Origin of the sequence: Streptomyces venezuelae (assembly GCF_008642335.1) — a bacterium.
GTDB classification, from domain to species: Bacteria; Actinomycetota; Actinomycetes; order Streptomycetales; family Streptomycetaceae; genus Streptomyces; species Streptomyces venezuelae_F.
This window is the reverse complement of sequence record NZ_CP029191.1, coordinates 5,282,169-5,295,932: the sequence shown is the minus strand read 5'-3', so window position 1 is coordinate 5,295,932 and position 13,764 is coordinate 5,282,169. Positions and strand designations below refer to the sequence as shown.

Sequence of the window (13,764 nt, the reverse complement as noted above, 5' to 3'; positions counted from 1 at the left end):
GGATGAGTGAGAAAAGGGAGCGACAGAGCTCACCCCGGGAAAGGCGCGGGAGAAAACGGCACACGGGCGCGGAAAAAGCCAGGAGCCGGAGAAAAGCGACGCACTCGCCGGGGCGGGCGTCAGCAACAGTGGATGTCGGCCACGCAGAGCGCGGTCACGCCGAGGAGCGCCAGCTCAATGGCGGCGCTCGAAGGGGCGTGAAGGTTCGACATGCGGAGAAATATGAACGAAATTCCGACAGATGTCAAAGCGGCTGCTCAACTCTTGGGAAAGGCCCATGGGTTGGCCTTGCACTTGATTCCGTCGTGCTCCAGGAACTTCGTCTGCTGCTGCATGACGGGCGCGAGGTCCCCGCTCTTCGTGCAGTCCGTGTGGTTGAAGCCGAGCCGGTGGCCGACCTCGTGATTGATCAGCATCTGCCGGTACGGGTGGATGGCGTTGCCGAACTTCTTCTTGACCTCGTCGCCGTAGGTGGGCGCGCCCTGGGCCCACCGATAAGCGTTGATCATCACGCGGTCCGTCGCCGCGGAATCGCACGACACGTTGTCCTGGGTGGTGTCGAGACCGGATTTCGCACACCAGACGCCGGTCGTTCCCGGGCTCGCGAGCGTAATGACGAAGTCGGGCCTGCCCGACGATATGCGCTCGAAGGTGCGGGCGCCCTTGTGGGCCCAGCTGCGGTCGTCGTTCAGGGTCTTCTGCACGGCCTGCGCGAAGAGTTTCCCGTCCAGACCGAGCCCCTTCTCCACGTCGACGCGGTAGCGGAACTTCTGCCCCTTGCCGGGCGCCTTGTCGAAGCCGGCCATCGCCTCGAAGTCGCCGGACGCCTTGAGCTTCGCGTCCAGCGGATACGTCTCCTTCATCTTGTCGTCGTACGTCGCCGGGGCCTCCTTGCGCACCTCGGCGGGGGTGGGCCTGCGGTCGGAGCGGGACGCGGGGTCCTCGGTGTCGCGATCGCCGCCCGGGGCCGCGCGGGTCTGCGGCTCCGGGCTCTTGCCCCCGCCGATCATCTGGCCCGCGACGACCACGGCGACCACGGTGGTCACGGCGGCGGTCACGACGACGGTCATGGTGCGGTTGCGGCCGCGTTTCCTGCCGCCGCCGTCCTCGCCGTCCGCGAGATCGCCGTCTCCGTTGCCGCCGTCGCCTCCGTCGGCCTCCGTGTCCCACTGGGTGACGGAGGCGTACGGGTCGCGGGGCTCCGGCGGCTGCGTGCCCTGCCTGCGGCCCTCGGGAAAGGCGGCGACGTAGTCCTGGCGGGGCCCGGGGACGACGCCGGGGCCGGTCACGATGCGGGGGCCGGGGCCCGTACCGGTGCTTGAGCTTGTGCTTGAGCCCGGGGTGTCGCCCCAGGCGCCGCCGGGCTCCCGCTGCTCGGGGTGGCCGCCGCGGACGTGCGGGACACCGTGGGGCGGGGTGGCGCGGGGCACACCATGAGCGGGCGTGCCGTCCACCGGAGTGCCGTCCGCCGCGCGGCCCCGCCTGCGCCGTCCCGTGCCGGGCCCCGCCTGCGGGCCCACCATCGGCGACACCGGTGTGCCCGAGGTGCTGGTGTTGTCCGTCGCGTCTGCCGGAGCCCGGCGGCTGTGACGTCCCACGCGCCGCCTCAGCTCCCCGAGCCCACGCGCGCGCCACCCCGGCCCACGGCAGTCAACTCGCCGATGTCGACGAGCAGTTCACGGAAGCCGGTCGCCACGGTCTCGGGGTACTCCATCATCGCGACGTGCCCCGCGTCGGGCAGCGTGAGCAGCCGCGAGTCGCGGAACGCGGCGGCCGCCCTGCGGGCCATGCGGAAGGAGACGAGCAGATCGCGCCCGCCGTAGACGAGGAGCGTCGGCGCGAGCACCCGCTCGGCCTGCCGCCACAGCCCGTGCTGGCCGCCCAGCGTGTACGCGTTCACTATGCCGCGCGCCGAGCGGGCCATCGCGTCCCAGAAGTAGGGGAGCTGCAGCCTGCGCTCCATCTCGTGGACCGCCGCGGTGAAACCTTCCGGCGTCACCTTGCCCGGGTCGCCGTAACAGAGCCCCATGACGCCACGCACCCGCTGCTCGGCCGTCCACTCCCGGGTGAGCCGCGTGAAGAGGGCGGCGACGCCCGGCACCGCGAGGAGCCCGGTCGGCACCGCCGTGCGCTGCACGCGCAGCTCGGGCAGGGCGGGCGAGACCAAGGTCAGCGTCCGGACCAGGTCGGGGCGGACCGCGGCGACGCGCGTCGTGATGGCGCCGCCCAGCGAGTTGCCGAAGAGGTGGACGGGTCCGCGGTCGGCCGCGTCGAGATGGCGGATGACCGCGCGGGCGTGCCCCGTGACGGAGTAGTCCCCGTCGTCCGGTGGCGGGGAGTCCCCGAACCCGGGCAGGTCGATCGCCTCGCAGTCGACGACGTCCTCGAGCCGCGGCATCAGGGCCGACCAGTTCTGGGAGGAGCCGCCGAGCCCGTGCACGAACAGCGCCGGCGGCAGTCCGGGCCCTGTCGAGGGCCGCGAACGCACGGTCAGCGAAAGGCCGGGAAGCGCCACGGAGTCGAGCCGCTCGCCGTCCGCGACCGCCACGACACCCGGTTTGGGGGCGACGGCGGAGGCCAGCAGGGCGGGCAGCTCGGTCGAAGACATGCGGCAATGTTACGAGACGATCACGCGCTAGTTCACGTGTTCGCTGTCACAGGTTGTACACAGATCGCGTGGCGCCCCTTGCGTGCCTCTTCTACGCTCGAAACAGCTTGTGAAGACTTGCGGAGAGAGACACGAAGAGCGATGAATTGAGTGGATACGGGGCACTCGCATCCGCAGACCACCGAGTACCGCGAGGGAAGCGAGCCACACATGAGTGTCGACCCGACCGATCCCGACACCTTCGACGACTCCGACGACTTCGAGAACTACGAGACGGAGAACACCGCGGCCGAGGCCGACGTCGAGGCCCCGGAGGCGGACACGGCGGAACAGCACACGGACCTCACCCCCAGCCGGGACGACTCCCTCCTGGAGGCCGACCCGGCGGCGGCGAGCGAGGCCGACCTGGCCGAGCAGGCCCGCGTCGTCAGCCTCGACGAGGACGACTACCGATGAGGCCCGCACCCGTGGCCTGACCGTGTTTGCCCTGCTACGCACCGTTGAACAGCCCTTCAACGATGGTCCAGTCCATGAAATTCTGCGCTCGTACCGCGCACATCGCTGTTACCGAAAAGTACGATGGCGGCGCGGCGCTCACCGCACATCGGACGATTTGGGAGGCGGCGTGACAGCCATCGAGCAGACAGAGGCGGCACGCCCGCGGGGCACACGCCTGCCGCGCCGTGCCCGACGCAACCAGCTCCTCGGGGCTGCCCAGGAAGTTTTCGTCGCGCAGGGGTACCACGCGGCGGCGATGGACGACATCGCCGAGCGCGCCGGCGTCAGCAAGCCCGTGCTCTACCAGCACTTCCCGGGCAAGCTCGACCTCTACCTCGCCCTGCTCGACCAGCACTGCGAGTCACTGCTGCAGTCGGTGCGCACGGCACTTGCGTCCACCACGGACAACAAGCTCCGCGTCGCCGCGACGATGGACGCCTACTTCGCGTACGTGGAGGACGAGGGCGGCGCGTTCCGCCTGGTCTTCGAGTCGGACCTGACCAACGAGGCGGCCGTGCGGGAGCGCGTGGACCGCGTCACCCTGCAGTGCGCCGAGGCGATCTGCGAGGTCATCGCCGAGGACACGGGGCTGCCCCGCGACGAGGCGATGCTCCTCGCCGTCGGCCTCGGCGGGTACTCGCAGGTCGTCGCGCGCTACTGGCTGGCGAGCTCCAGCACGGTGCCGCGCGAGAAGGCGGTCCAGCTGATCACGTCGCTCGCCTGGCGCGGCATCGCGGGCTTCCCGCTGCACGGTTCAGAGGGCCACTGACCCCTCGCGGTTTTGTTCCCGTCCCGTGTTCGCTGACGGCGTGCACGGCCGCGGCCGTCCCCGTCCCCTCACCGGGCTAATGTGTGCTGGGTACGGCGCGGACGGCCGCGCACAGACTGACCGTCGGAGGGACAAAGCCGTGGAGGTCAAGATCGGCGTGCAGTACGCGCCCCGCGAGATCGTGCTGGAGAGCGGCCAGAGCGCCGAGGAAGTCGAGCACGCGGTGTCCGAGGCGCTGACCGGCAAGTCGCCGCTGCTGAGCCTCGTGGACGACCACGGCCGCAAGGTCCTGGTTCCGGCCGACCGCCTCGCGTACGTGGAGCTCGGTGAGCCCACCGCCCGCAAGGTGGGCTTCAGCGCCCTGTAGGACGCTCTTGGTGGATCGTGACGGAACGGCCCGGTGGTTCTCAACCACCGGGCCGTTCCCGTGCGTTGTACGAGGCGCGTTGTACGAGGTCGCGTCGGTGTCATCCGATCTTGAGGGTTGCATTCCGGCCGCCGGGGGTAGACCGGCTACGACCGATTTGCACCGGCCGCAAGGGAGGGCACACACCGTGATTCTGGAAGCACTCGGCTCCATGCTGCTCGGCCTGGCCCTGGCCTGGGCCGCCGCGCGTCGCTACGGGCACCGGCTGCCCGCGCGCACCCTGGTCCTGTCGACGGGCCCCGCAGGCGCACTCATCGGCGCCTTCATCACCCACATGGCGCTCGGCCCCGACCACGCGCCCGCGACGCTCGTAGGAGCGGCGGCCGTCTCCGTGGCCCTGCTGTCCCTGCTGCTCCGCCCGACCCGCACCAGAATGCGCCGCTCGGCGACGGCTTAGCTCCCGCAAGGGGTGCCGGTGTTCACCTGCGGGTGCGTGGGGGCTTGTCGCGCAGTTCCCCGCGCCCCTCAAAACGCCCCCGCTGAGGGGGCGCCGGGGTGGTGCCGGGGGGCTTGGGGGCGCGGGGAACTGCGCGATCAGCCCCCACGCACCCGCGGATGACAGACGACCTACGCCGCCAAGCCCAGCGCAGCCATCCGCTTGGTGTGCGCCTCGGTGATCCGGGAGAACATCCGCCCGACCTCCGCGAGGTCGAACCCGTCGGCGACACCCCCGACCAGCATGGTCGACAACGCGTCCCGGTCGGCGACCACCCGCTGCGACTGCGAGAGCGCCTCACCCATCAGCCGCCGCGCCCACAGCGCGAGCCGCCCCCCGACCCGGGGATCCGCCTCGATCGCGGCGCGCACCTTCTCCACGGCGAAGCTCGCGTGCCCCGTGTCGTCGAGGACACCGAGCACCAGCGCACGCGTGTCGCCGTCGAGACGCGCCGCGACCTCGCGGTAGAAGTCGCTGGCGATCGAGTCGCCGACGTACGCCTTGACGAGACCCTCCAGCCAGTCGGAGGGAGCGGTCTGCCGGTGGAAGCCGTCGAGCGCGGCGACGAACGGCTCCATCGCCTCCGTCGGCTCCACACCGATCGCCGAGAGCCGGTCCCTGAGCTGCTCGAAGTGGTGAAACTCGGCCGACGCCATCTTCGCGAGCTCCGCCTTGTCGCCGAGCGTCGGCGCGAGCTTCGCGTCCTCCGCGAGCCGCTCGAACGCGGCGAGCTCCCCGTAGGCGAGCGCGCCGAGGAGGTCCACGACAGCGGCGCGGTACTGCGGCTCGGTGGCGGCTTTCGCCCAGTCCTGGGCGGCGATTCCGGTGGGCTCGGGGGCGGATTCTGCAGGGGTGTCGGGGGTCTCCATGAAGCGCACAATAGCCCGCTTGCCGGACGGCGTAAGGCCCTGGTCAGTGACTGTGACGACGACCATGTGACGAATTCGCCGGACACACATGCGAGATTACGCGGTACAGTGGTAAAGCGCCTGCCGAATATTCGACGGGCCGTACGAATGAGGATGCCCGGTCGGTGGCCCGATCGGCTCCGACCCGACAGCCCTCCGGGCGGCACGCACAGGTGCGTGCGGCACGAGGAGGGAACCTCAGCGGTAAGAGCGCTCGAGCGCCGGCAGTGGTCCCGCGCCCCCGGCCCGCCCCCCAAGCGGCCGGCGGTAGTGGCACGGTCACGACCCCCAGCGTTCGCCTCACGCCGCGTCTCACAGAAGAGGCATAGCCCTGACTACGACTTTCCGAGAGCTCGGGATTCTTCCCGAGACGGCCGAGGCCCTTGAAGCCGTCGGCATCATCAATCCCTTTCCCATCCAGGAGCTGACGCTCCCCGTCGCCCTCTCCGGCACGGACGTCATCGGCCAGGCCAAGACCGGCACGGGCAAGACGCTCGGCTTCGGCCTCCCGATCCTGGAGCGCGTGACCGTCCCCGCCGACGTCGAGGCGGGCCGCGCCAAGCCCGAGCAGCTGACCGAGGCCCCGCAGGCCCTCGTGGTGGTCCCCACCCGCGAGCTGTGCCAGCAGGTCACGAACGACCTCCTGACCGCCGGCAAGGCGCGCAACGTCCGCGTCCTCGCCATATACGGCGGCCGGGCCTACGAACCGCAGGTCGAGGCCCTCAAGAAGGGCGTCGACGTGATCGTCGGCACGCCGGGCCGCCTGCTCGACCTCGCGGGCCAGCGCAAGCTCGACCTCAAGCACGTCAAGTGCCTGGTCCTCGACGAGGCCGACGAGATGCTCGACCTGGGCTTCCTGCCCGACGTCGAGAAGATCATCAACATGCTTCCCGCGAAGCGTCAGACGATGCTGTTCTCGGCGACCATGCCGGGCGCGGTCATCGGACTGGCCCGTCGGTACATGTCGCAGCCCACGCACATCCGCGCCACCGCGCCGGACGACGAGGGCCAGACCGTCGCGAACACGAAGCAGTTCGTGTACCGCGCGCACAACATGGACAAGCCCGAGATGGTCTCGCGCATCCTCCAGGCCGACGGCCGCGGACTCGCGATGATCTTCTGCCGCACGAAGCGGACGGCCGCCGACATCGCCGAGCAGCTGGAGCGCCGGGGCTTCGCCTCGGGCGCCGTGCACGGTGACCTCGGGCAGGGCGCGCGCGAGCAAGCCCTGCGCGCGTTCCGCAACGGCAAGGTGGACGTGCTCGTCTGCACGGACGTCGCCGCGCGCGGCATCGACGTCGGTGGCGTCACGCACGTCATCAACTACCAGTCCCCCGAGGACGAGAAGACGTACCTGCACCGCATCGGCCGTACGGGCCGCGCGGGCGCCAAGGGCATCGCGATCACGCTGGTCGACTGGGACGACATCCCGCGCTGGCAGCTGATCAACAAGGCGCTCGACCTGGGCTTCAACGACCCGGTAGAGACGTACTCCAGCTCCCCTCACCTCTACGAGGACCTGGACATCCCGGCGGGCACCAAGGGTGTGCTGCCCCGCTCCGAGCGGACCCGTGCGGGTCTGGGCGCGGAGGAGGTCGAGGACCTCGGCGAGACCGGTGGCCGCGGCCGCGGTGGCCGCTCCGGCGGTCGTACGCAGGACCGCGACCGTGACCGTGACCGCGGTCGGGACCGTGGACGCGACCGCGACCGGGACCGTGACAGGGACCGTTCGGGCCCGGCGGCCGCAGAGGGCGAGCGCCCCGCGCGCACGCCGCGTCGTCGTCGCCGTACGCGTGGCGGCAGCCCGCTTGAGGCCACCGCGTCGGCTCCGGCCGCTGCGACGGTCGAGGCGAGCGCCCCGGCCGCCGAGGTGAGCGCCCCGGTGGCCGAGACGACCGAGCCGCGTACGCCGCGTCGTCGTCGGCGCACGCGTTCCGGCGCGTCGTCCGAGGCCGCCGTGGCCACGGCCGGGACCGCGACCGTCGTCGAGACGGAGGCACCCGCGCCGGCCGCCCAGGCGGAGACCCCGGCCACGAAGCCGCGCCGCCGCACCCGCAAGACCGCGGAGAAGCCCGCCGAGGCGACCGCACCCGAGGCCACCGTCGCGGAAGCCCCGGCAGAGGACCAGCCGAAGCGCCGCGCTCGCAAGACCGCGGAAAAGGCCCCCGAGGCCACCGCCACCGAGGCAGCCGTCACGGAAGCCGCGGCCGAGGACAAGCCGAAGCGCCGCACCCGCAAGGCCGCGGAGAAGCCCGCCGAAGCCACCGCGCCCGAGGCCACCACCGAGGCCCCGGCCGAGGACAAGCCCAAGCGACGCACCCGCAAGGCCGCCGCCAAGGCACCCGAGGCTGCCGCGACCGAGGTCACCGCGACCGACGCCGAAGCCGAAAAGCCCAAGCGCCGCACGCGTAAGACCACGGAGAAGGCCGTCGAGGCGTCCGCGCCCGAGGCCGACACCGAGGCCCCGGCCGAGGACAAGCCGAAGCGCCGCACCCGCAAGACCGCGGACAAGCCCGCCGAAGCCACCGCGCCCGAGGCCACGACCGAGGCCCCGGCCGAGGACAAGCCCAAGCGACGCACCCGCAAGGCCGCCGCCAAGGCACCCGAGGTCACCGCAGCCGAGGTCACCACGACCGACGCCGAGGCCGAAAAGCCCAAGCGCCGCACCCGCAAGGCCACGGCCAAGGCACCCGAGGCTGCTGCCCCCGAGGCAGCCGTCGCGGAAGCCCCGGCCGAGGACAAGCCCAAGCGCCGCACCCGCAAGACCGGGGACAAGCCCGCCGAAGCCACCGCGCCCGAGGCCACCACCGAGGCCCCGGCCGAGGACAAGCCCAAGCGACGCACCCGCAAAACCACCACCAAGGCACCCGAGGCTGACGCCACCGAGGTCACCGCGACCGACGCCGAAGCCGAGAAGCCGAAGCGCCGCACGCGCAAGACCACGGCCAAGGACACGGAGGCCGCCGCCACCGAGGCCGGGATCCCGGCTCAGGCGACGGAGGAGCCCACGCCCCGACGTCGTACGCGCAAGGCCGCTGCCGCCCCGGCGGAGACGGCCGAGGCCGAGGCGACCGCCCCGGCGCCGCGCCGCCGCACGCGCAAGAAGGCGGCAGCCGTGGAGACGCCGGAGGGCTGACCCTCCGGTCCACCCACACGGTTCGGTCCTCGACCGGCCGCCCGCCACGCAGAAGGCCCGCCCCATCCCGGGGCGGGCCTTCTCGCGCAGTGCGCCCGGCACGGTCGTCCACGGCACCGGTTAGCCTCGGCCCATGAGCAGGCCGCCGACCTTCGTCCCACCCCCCTGCGCGAGCGCGCGGACCCTCCGCACCACGCGGGGCGACTTCGCCGTTCTCGACGCCGTTCCGGCGGACGGCGTCCGGCGCCGGGGGACCGTACTTCTGCTTCCCGGGTTCACCGGCAGCAAGGAGGACTTCATCGCCCTCCTGGAGCCGCTGACCGCCGCGGGCTACCGCGCGGTGACCGTGGACGGGCGCGGACAGTACGAGACGCCGGGCCCGGACGACGTGGCGGCGTACGCCCAGGAAGAGCTGGCCCGCGACGTATTGGCGCAGGCCGCCGCCCTGTCGGAGGACGAGCCCTCCGAGGAGCGATTCGCCGCCCGGCTCCACCTCCTCGGCCACTCCCTCGGCGGCCAGATCGCCCGCGCCGCCGTCCTGCTCGACTCCCGCCCCTTCGTCACCCTCACCCTGATGTCCTCGGGTCCCGCCGCGATCGTCCCCGTGCAGCAGGCCCGGGCGAAGATGCTCGCGGACGCCCTCGCGACGCTGTCCATGGACGAGGTGTGGCAGGCGATGCGGGCCATGGAGCCGCCGCCCCCGCAGGAGGCGGAGACGGGCGCCGAGGACGGCGGGGACACGGATGACAGCGAGGCGTTGCGCGCCCGCTGGCTGATGCACAGCCCGGCCCAGCTCATCGCCACCGGCAGGCAGCTCTCCGCGGAGCCGGACCGCGTGGCCGAGCTCGCCGCGCTGCCGCTGCCCAAGCACGTGATCTCGGGCGAGCGCGACGACACCTGGCCCGTGCCGCTCCTGGACGACATGGCCCGCCGTCTGGACGCCCACCGCACGGTGATCCGCGGCGCCGAGCACTCCCCCAACACGGACCGCCCCGCGGAGACGGCGGCGGCCCTGGTCGGTTTCTGGCACCTGACCGGGTGAGATCTCGGTGATCTCAGTACTGCGCCTGCAGGTGCTCCCAGAACCCGTCCCGCAGCGCCCTGCGCAGATCGGACTGGCCGCGCAGCGAGTACTGGAGCAGCCGCTCCGCCTCGACCAGGAGGTCCTGGTCCACGGATCCGGGCAGGTAGGGGTGGCCGGGCAGCAGCCCGACCAGCGCCTCGCGGCCGCGCGCCCCGAGCCACTTCGCGGCGATCTGCGCGCCGACGAAGCGGACGTCGTCGCGGGAGGGGCGGTGCGCGGCCGTGGCCGTCTCGTACGTCGCGACGGTGCGCCGCGCCACGTACGGCTTGAAGAAGTCCAGGTCGAACGTGCGCTGGCTGTCGACCTCCCAGAGCAGCGCCTCCGCCTGGTTGCGCCCGTCGGGGGCCTCGATGCCCCACAGGTGGACCCGCGCGCCGTACCCCTGCGCCGCCTCGACGGCCGAGACGAGGTCCTCGTCGCCGCCGATGAGGGCCGCGTCACTGATGGCGCGGTGCCTGGCGAGTGACTCCAGGTCGCTGCGGATCAGGGAGTCGACGCCCTTCTGCTGGTTGTTGGCGTTGAGGTTGCCGAGCCTGACCTTGACGTCGGGGAGCTCGGCGATCGACTGCTGCTCGGTGGTGTGGATGCGGCGCCTGGCACCGTCGTACCAGTAGACGCGCAGCAGTCGGCTGTCCGCGAAGATCGTGCGCGCCTTGTCGATGAGCGCCTCGATGAGGCCCTCCGCGTCGAGGTCGAAGGTCCGCCGGTCCTCGGTGCCGGCGGCGAGGCGGCCCGCCGCAGCGTACAGGTACCCGGCGTCGACGAAGATCGCGTGCGTGGAGGGCGTCCGCGCCACCTCGGCGAGAACACGCTCGAGCAGGTTGTTGGCGCGCTCCAACTGAGCGCTGATGTCGACTGCGCGGAAGTCGTCGACTGCACTGGGGTCGGCGTCGTTCATATCGATCCCAGTCTCCCGCCGGTCACGCAGCGAACACAACCGCTCCCGCTACTCGCAGGTAATTAGGTTACCGAAAAATTTCTTTAGCGTAGGGAATGTTTGCAGGGGGCAACTCGTTGACACCATCAGAGACAACAGCAACACCCCAGCAGTTCTCCTTGCAGGAGGATGACCAGACGAAGGGAGAAGCCCTATGCGCTTCGAAATCATGCGACTCGACGACGTCGACGGCTCGGCCGTGGACAGCACCGTCGTGGACGCCGCCTCCGTCAATCGGATCGTGCAGCAGGCCGCAGCGATCGGCCAGCGCATCTACATCCGCCCGGCCGACACCACGGCCTCGTAACGCAGACGTCGAAGGGCCCCGGTACGGAATCCGTACCGGGGCCCTTCGTGTGTACACAGACGTACGCAGTCGTATACAGACGTACGCGGACAGTCGGGCTCGGAGCCCGTCAGGCCCCCTCGATCACCTGCAGCACACCGTTGATGATCTGCTGCACGGCGATGGCGGACAGCATCATGCCCGCGAGCCGCGTCACAAGCACCACGCCGCCGTCCTTGATGACGCGGATGATCAGCAGCGAGTACCGCATCACCAGCCACAGCACGACGTGCATGGCCACGATCGCCGCCCAGACGGAGATCTGCGTGCCGACGCTGTCGGCGTCCTGCACGGCCAGGATGACGGACACGATCGCACCGGGGCCCGCGAGCAGCGGCATGCCGAGCGGGACCAGCGCGACGTTGACGTCCTTGGTCTGCTTGGGCTCGTCGGTCTTGCCGGTGAGCAGGTCGAGCGCGATCAGGAGCAGCAGCAGACCGCCCGCGATCATCAGCGCGGGGACGGAGACATGCAGGTAGTCGAGGATCTGGTGGCCCACGAGGCCGAAGACCGAGATGACGCCGAAGGCGACGCACACGGCCTGGAAGGCCATCCGCTGCTGGACCTTGGCGGGGCGGCCCGCGGTGAGACCGAGGAAGATCGGGGTGATCCCAGGGGGGTCCATGATCACGAAAAGCGTGAGAAAGAGAGATCCGAAAACGGCGACGTCGAACACAGTGATGGCCTTGCGGAGAGTCGTACGAAGGTGCCGCGGCGGCATGGCGCCGAGCGCGGGGCAGGGCAGCCGCCGCCACGGAACCGTGGAGTGCGGTGAAGGGTGGGAGTGAAGGGGGCGGGCGGTCCTGCGAGCGGGCCGGCCGTCAGGCGGCGGGGCGTCCGCCCGCTCCGGGCACCGGGAACGCTCCCGTGGCCCGGCGCGTGATCTCGCCGTAGATCTCGGGGTCCGTGGTGAACTCGCCGAGCACGCAGGTCTTGCGGCTGCCGTGGTAGTCGCTGGACCCGGTGACCAGGAGGCCGAGGTCACCCGCGAGCGCGCGCAGCCGGGCGCGGGTCTCGGGCGTGTGGTCCATGTGGTCGACCTCGATGCCGTCGAGGCCGGCCGCCGCGAGGTCGGCTATCACGCTCTCCGAGACGACCTTGCCGCGCTTGATGGCGCCCGGGTGGGCGAAGACGGTGACGCCGCCGGCCGCCTTGACCAGGCGGATCGCGTCGAAGGGGTCGAGTTCGTGCTTGTCGGCGAACGCGCGTCCGCCGTCGGCGAGCCATTCGGCCGTGAACGCGTCGGAGACGGTGGGCACGACGCCCAGCTCGACGAGCGCCTCGGCGATGTGCGGGCGGCCCACCGAGCCGTCGCCCGCGATCCGCGCGACCTGCTCCCAGGTCACCGGCACGCCGAGCCCCTGCAGCTTCTCGATCATCGCCTTGGCGCGCGGCACGCGGTCGTCGCGGACCAGCTCGCACTCGCGGGCGAGCTCCGGCTCCTCGGGGTCGAAGAGGTAGGCCAGCATGTGCAGGCCCATGCCGTCGAGGTTGAAGGAGAGTTCGGCGCCGGTCACCAGGGTCAGGCCGGTCGACAGCTCACTCAGTGCCTTCTTCGCCTCGGCGTGGCCCCGGGTGGTGTCGTGGTCGGTCAGCGCGACGACGTCGAGCCCGGCGGCCGCCGCGTTGCGGACCAGCTCGGCGGGGGTGTCCGTGCCGTCGGACGCGGTGGAGTGGGTGTGCAGATCGATGCGCACGACGCTGACTCCAGGGCTTTGGCGGGACGGACGACAAGATGAGAGCGGACGCTCAAGGATAACGGGGTTCGGGCCCCGCACGGCCCGCCCCGGAAGAGGCATCGCTCACCCCGCGCACCGTCCGCCCCGGGACGCGCCACCCGGCAGCCGCTCGCCTACGGCATGAGCAGGCGCGGGGACAGCGCCCCGCACGGCAGCAGGTCCACTTCCGCGCCCGCGTCCCGCAGGTCCGTGAGGACCAGCTCGTCGTACATGAGCAGGCCCGACTGCTCCGGCCACGCGATGGCCCACAGCCACAGGCCGCGCGCCTCTCCGGCGAAGACGGCGCGGTCGTCGGGCGTCCCGGAGACGTGCCACAAGGGTGTCGGCCGTCCGGCGGCGAGGACCTTGGTCTGCGGCGGCTTCTCGACGCTCATGTGGGGGCCCGGGTCGGGGCCGTCGATGCCCGCGTACCGCGCGCCGAGTCCGACCCCGAGCTCCTCGGCGACGAGCACCAGCTCACCGACCCCGCCCAGCGGCGCGGGGCCCGAGCAGGCCACGGCCGTCGCACGGCCGCCGCTCCTGTCGTCGCCCGCGCAGGCCACGCCCGTGAACAGCCAGCCGACCGGCAGCGGCCACGGCATCCACACCGGGACCTGCGTGCGGTGCACCACGACCTGGAGGGCCTCGACGCTGGGCGGGATCACGGGCTGCAGCGGGTGCACCGTGCCGTGCACATCGCACTGCCAGGAGTCGGCAAAGAGACCGGGAGCCCTGACCCGGCCACCACACTTCGGGCAACTGGGTTCGCCCCTCATAGCGCCCAACGGTCCTCCCCGGTCGCCGCCCCGTCAAGGACGATCACCCGTCCGGTGGCGCTGTCACCCGCCAAAATTAGGTGTAACTTGCATTCATTAGCCTTGCTAACTTAATATGTGC

15 protein-coding genes are annotated in these 13,764 nt (G+C 71.5%); 7 read left to right on the top strand and 8 right to left on the bottom strand.

Features of this window, described 5'->3' with window-relative positions:
* Nucleotides 1-119 precede the first annotated feature (119 nt).
* From DEJ49_RS36885 to DEJ49_RS24180, 3 genes are read right to left on the bottom strand one after another with little or no spacing between them, the layout of a single operon-like run.
* Nucleotides 120-212 (bottom strand): Ms4533A family Cys-rich leader peptide, encoded by a 93-nt coding sequence (locus tag DEJ49_RS36885; protein WP_317850464.1) that lies wholly within the window; start codon nt 210-212, stop codon nt 120-122.
* Between the two features lie 45 nt (nt 213-257).
* Nucleotides 258-1,598, bottom strand: coding sequence for a DUF3152 domain-containing protein (locus DEJ49_RS24185; RefSeq protein ID WP_223832968.1), 1,341 nt, complete (start codon nt 1,596-1,598; stop codon nt 258-260).
* Between the two features lie 8 nt (nt 1,599-1,606).
* Nucleotides 1,607-2,608: an alpha/beta fold hydrolase gene (locus DEJ49_RS24180; protein WP_150186079.1), complete on the bottom strand. Its 1,002-nt coding sequence runs from the start codon at nt 2,606-2,608 to the stop codon at nt 1,607-1,609.
* A 210-nt stretch (nt 2,609-2,818) separates the two neighbouring features.
* Here DEJ49_RS24180 and DEJ49_RS24175 point away from each other — a divergent pair, with 210 nt between their 5' ends.
* From DEJ49_RS24175 to DEJ49_RS24160, 4 genes are all read left to right on the top strand, one after another.
* Complete coding sequence (locus tag DEJ49_RS24175; protein WP_150186078.1) at nt 2,819-3,064, top strand: hypothetical protein; 246 nt, start codon at nt 2,819-2,821, stop codon at nt 3,062-3,064.
* Between the two features lie 169 nt (nt 3,065-3,233).
* Nucleotides 3,234-3,875, top strand: coding sequence for a TetR/AcrR family transcriptional regulator (locus DEJ49_RS24170; RefSeq protein WP_150186077.1), 642 nt, complete (start codon nt 3,234-3,236; stop codon nt 3,873-3,875).
* Nucleotides 3,876-4,014: 139 nt separating this feature from the next.
* Complete coding sequence (locus DEJ49_RS24165; RefSeq protein WP_055565193.1) at nt 4,015-4,242, top strand: DUF3107 domain-containing protein; 228 nt, start codon at nt 4,015-4,017, stop codon at nt 4,240-4,242.
* Between the two features lie 187 nt (nt 4,243-4,429).
* Nucleotides 4,430-4,699, top strand: a complete 270-nt coding sequence (locus tag DEJ49_RS24160) for a hypothetical protein (RefSeq protein WP_150186076.1) — start codon at nt 4,430-4,432, stop codon at nt 4,697-4,699.
* A gap of 170 nt (nt 4,700-4,869) precedes the next feature.
* Here DEJ49_RS24160 and DEJ49_RS24155 read toward each other — a convergent pair whose 3' ends face one another.
* Nucleotides 4,870-5,616 (bottom strand): ferritin-like fold-containing protein, encoded by a 747-nt coding sequence (locus DEJ49_RS24155; RefSeq protein WP_150175858.1) that lies wholly within the window; start codon nt 5,614-5,616, stop codon nt 4,870-4,872.
* A gap of 454 nt (nt 5,617-6,070) precedes the next feature.
* On the opposite strand from DEJ49_RS24155, the gene DEJ49_RS24150 reads away from it, so the two are divergent.
* Together DEJ49_RS24150 and DEJ49_RS24145 are read left to right on the top strand one after the other, a co-directional pair.
* Nucleotides 6,071-8,782 (top strand): DEAD/DEAH box helicase, encoded by a 2,712-nt coding sequence (locus DEJ49_RS24150; RefSeq protein WP_223833221.1) that lies wholly within the window; start codon nt 6,071-6,073, stop codon nt 8,780-8,782.
* 133 nt (nt 8,783-8,915) lie between these two features.
* Nucleotides 8,916-9,824, top strand: coding sequence for an alpha/beta fold hydrolase (locus DEJ49_RS24145; RefSeq protein WP_150186074.1), 909 nt, complete (start codon nt 8,916-8,918; stop codon nt 9,822-9,824).
* A 13-nt stretch (nt 9,825-9,837) separates the two neighbouring features.
* Here the strand turns inward: DEJ49_RS24145 and DEJ49_RS24140 are convergent, their stop codons facing one another.
* The gene (locus DEJ49_RS24140; protein WP_150186073.1) at nt 9,838-10,764 is read right to left on the bottom strand and encodes an NYN domain-containing protein; all 927 of its coding nucleotides are present in this window, start codon (nt 10,762-10,764) and stop codon (nt 9,838-9,840) included.
* A 193-nt stretch (nt 10,765-10,957) separates the two neighbouring features.
* Here DEJ49_RS24140 and DEJ49_RS36025 point away from each other — a divergent pair, with 193 nt between their 5' ends.
* On the top strand, nt 10,958-11,110 hold the full coding sequence (locus DEJ49_RS36025) for a hypothetical protein (RefSeq protein ID WP_165283191.1): 153 nt from the start codon (nt 10,958-10,960) through the stop codon (nt 11,108-11,110).
* A 109-nt stretch (nt 11,111-11,219) separates the two neighbouring features.
* Here DEJ49_RS36025 and DEJ49_RS24135 read toward each other — a convergent pair whose 3' ends face one another.
* From DEJ49_RS24135 to DEJ49_RS24125, 3 genes are all read right to left on the bottom strand, one after another.
* Nucleotides 11,220-11,825, bottom strand: a complete 606-nt coding sequence (locus tag DEJ49_RS24135) for a MarC family protein (RefSeq protein ID WP_150171940.1) — start codon at nt 11,823-11,825, stop codon at nt 11,220-11,222.
* A 145-nt stretch (nt 11,826-11,970) separates the two neighbouring features.
* Nucleotides 11,971-12,846, bottom strand: coding sequence for a PHP domain-containing protein (locus DEJ49_RS24130; protein WP_150186072.1), 876 nt, complete (start codon nt 12,844-12,846; stop codon nt 11,971-11,973).
* 155 nt (nt 12,847-13,001) lie between these two features.
* Nucleotides 13,002-13,643, bottom strand: coding sequence for a DUF6758 family protein (locus DEJ49_RS24125; protein ID WP_150186071.1), 642 nt, complete (start codon nt 13,641-13,643; stop codon nt 13,002-13,004).
* Between the last annotated feature and the right edge of the window lie 121 nt (nt 13,644-13,764).